This window comes from Occallatibacter sp. (assembly GCF_049802275.1).
In the GTDB taxonomy this organism is placed as follows: Bacteria; Acidobacteriota; Terriglobia; order Terriglobales; family Acidobacteriaceae; genus Telmatobacter.
Genome location: NZ_JBARMD010000740.1, coordinates 1 through 2756, shown reverse-complemented (window position 1 = coordinate 2756; position 2756 = coordinate 1). Strand labels below are relative to the sequence as shown.

1 protein-coding gene is annotated in these 2756 nt (G+C 61.2%); it reads left to right on the top strand.

Going from position 1 to position 2756, the window contains the following annotated elements:
* Positions 1 to 159: 159 nt before the first annotated feature.
* Positions 160 to 2756: FAD-binding and (Fe-S)-binding domain-containing protein (locus WA354_RS24925; protein WP_472815733.1), on the top strand; the 2597-nt coding region annotated here is incomplete at its 3' end.

Genomic DNA, 2756 nt, shown 5'->3' with positions numbered 1-2756 from the left:
CAGTATGGCCGCGTGGTGGCGGTGGCGGAGTTGCCGGGAGCGGCCGCAAAGGATCGCCCGAAGATCCGCCGCAATGTCGAAGCTGCGATTCAACAGCTGAACGATCTCGGCATCGTGGTCGAAGAGTGGCCGACACGCTAGGCGCGCTACTATTCCCACGTGGATGTTTTTACGATTCTCAATCAGACTCGGCTTGACCACGAAAGCTTTAGCGCGCACCGCGAACTTGAAGCGCGCCTGAAGGCATGCCTTCGCGGCGATGTGCTTTTCGATGCGGGTTCGCGCGCGCTTTATGCGACTGACGCTTCAAACTATCGCCAACTTCCAGTCGGTGTGATCCTGCCACGCGACGCAGCGGATGTAGAAGCCGCGCTCGACGCCTGTCGTGCTTTAGGAGCTGCCGTGCTTCCGCGCGGCGGCGGGACGAGCCTCTCAGGGCAGTGCGCTAACGTAGCGGTCGTGTTCGATTTTTCCCGCTACATGAACGGGCTTGCGTCAATCGATCCCGAATCAAAGATCGCTGTGGTGCAGCCCGGCATCGTTCTTGACCGGCTTCGCGATGCAGCAGAGAAGCATCACCTGACCTATGCACCCGATCCGGCAACCCACTCGCGTTGCACCCTGGGTGGGATGATCGGCAATAACAGTTGCGGGGTGCATGGGCTGCTGGGCGGAAAGACTGTTGATAACGTTGAGAGTCTCGATGTGGTGCTCTACGACGGCACGCGCATGACGGTAGGCCGGACCAGCCCCGAGCAACTGGAGAGCATCGTTCGCGCGGGGGGCCGGAAGGGTGAAATCCACGCGGGACTGGCACGGATTCGTGACCGCTATGCAGATCTGGTGCGGGCGAAATTCCCGCGCATTCCACGGCGCGTCTCCGGATACAACCTCGATGAGCTGTTGCCGGAGAACGAATTCAACGTGGCGCGCGCACTGGTGGGCAGCGAAGGGACCTGCGCGACCGTTCTGTCGGCGACGCTGAACCTTACGGCGAGCCCTCCGTTTCGCGTGCTGACCGTCTTGGGATTTGACGATCCGTTTGTGGCGGCCGATTCCGTTCCGCTGGCTCTGCAACACAAGCCCATTGGGCTCGAGGGCTTCGATCATCTGCTGGTGCAGTTCATGCGGCGTAAAGGGCTGGCGCTCAAGGAACTCGATCAGCTACCGCCGGGCGTGGGATTTCTGCTGGTGGAAATGGGAGCGTGGAGCGCTGAGGAAGCGCTGGCGAAGGCTGAAGCGCTGGCTCGCGATTGTCGAAGCTGGCGCAACCCGCCGGTTGCACATATTTGCACTCCGGCGGAAGCAGCGAGCGTCTGGTATGTGCGCGAGTCGGCGCTGGGCGCGGTGGTATTTGTACCCGGCGAGCCGGATCGGTGGGAAGGGTGGGAAGACGCGGCCGTTCCACCGGAAAAACTGGGCGATTATCTACGCAGCATCTCGGCGTTGATGGCGGAGTATGGCTACTCGAGCCCGCTTTATGGACACTACGGGCAGGGATGCGTGCACATGCGCATCAACTTCGACTTCCGCAGTGAAGAGGGATTGCGCAACTTCCGCGAGTTCCTCGACCGCGCGACGGACGTGGTGCTGGATTTCGGCGGATCGCTGAGCGGCGAGCACGGCGACGGGCAGGCACGGGCCGCGCTCCTGCCGAAAATGTTCGGGCCGGAACTGATGCAGGCGTTTCGCGAGTTCAAGGCGCTATGGGATCCCGACAATCGCATGAATCCCGGCAAGCTGATAGATGCGGTGCGTGTTTATGACCCGATCGAGAACCTGCGCAAGGGAATCGAGAGCCACGTGCGGTCGGGCCAATCGCCTTCGGCCGGTCCGCGCCAGGAAGAAGGCGCGGATGAAAGTGGGAGAGCGGATTTCATGCCGCACTTCGCATTTACACGCGATGGCGGATCGCTGGAGCATGCGACTGAGCGCTGCGTTGGTGTGGGCGCGTGCCGGAACACCGTGGGCGGTGTCATGTGCCCGAGCTATCGCGCGACGGGCGATGAGAAGCACTCCACGCGCGGTCGCGCGCATCTGCTGTGGGAGATGCTGGCGGGCTCGCTGCACACAGAAGGGTTTCAAAGTGAGTCCGTTCGCGAGGCGCTTGATCTCTGTCTGAGTTGCAAGGCCTGCAAGACGGAGTGCCCGGTACAAGTGGATATGGCTGCGTACAAGGCCGAGTTCCTGGCGCAGCACTACAAAGGCCGCGTGCATCCTCTGCAACATTACGTCTTCGGGTTTGCGGACAAGCTGGCCCGGTTCGGTTCAATGGCGCCGGGAATCACGAATGCCATTCTCACCGGAGCGTTTAGCAGCCCGTTCATCAAGCGCATCGCAGGCGTGGCTCAGCAGCGCGCATTGCCGAGGCTTGCGAAGCGCAGCTACCAGAAACTCGAAATCGCGCACGAAGAACAGATGGGGCCGCGAGACGCGCAGGTGTCTAGACGGCCAGTCCTTCTTTGGCCGGATACGTGGAACAACTACTACCATCCGCAAACACTGGTTGCCGCCAAAACTGTTCTCGCCACAGCCGGTTTCGATGTCCAAAGCCCGGATGGCCATATCTGCTGCGGGCGTCCGCTGTACGACTTTGGCTTTCTCGATCATGCACGCGCATATCTCGAAGGCGTGCTGGAACGAATGGCTCCGCAGATCGATGCGGGCATGCCGTTTATTTTTCTCGAGCCGAGCTGCGCCAGTGTCTTCAAGGATGAGTTGCTCGAATTCTTCCCGAAAGACGATCGGGCACAGCG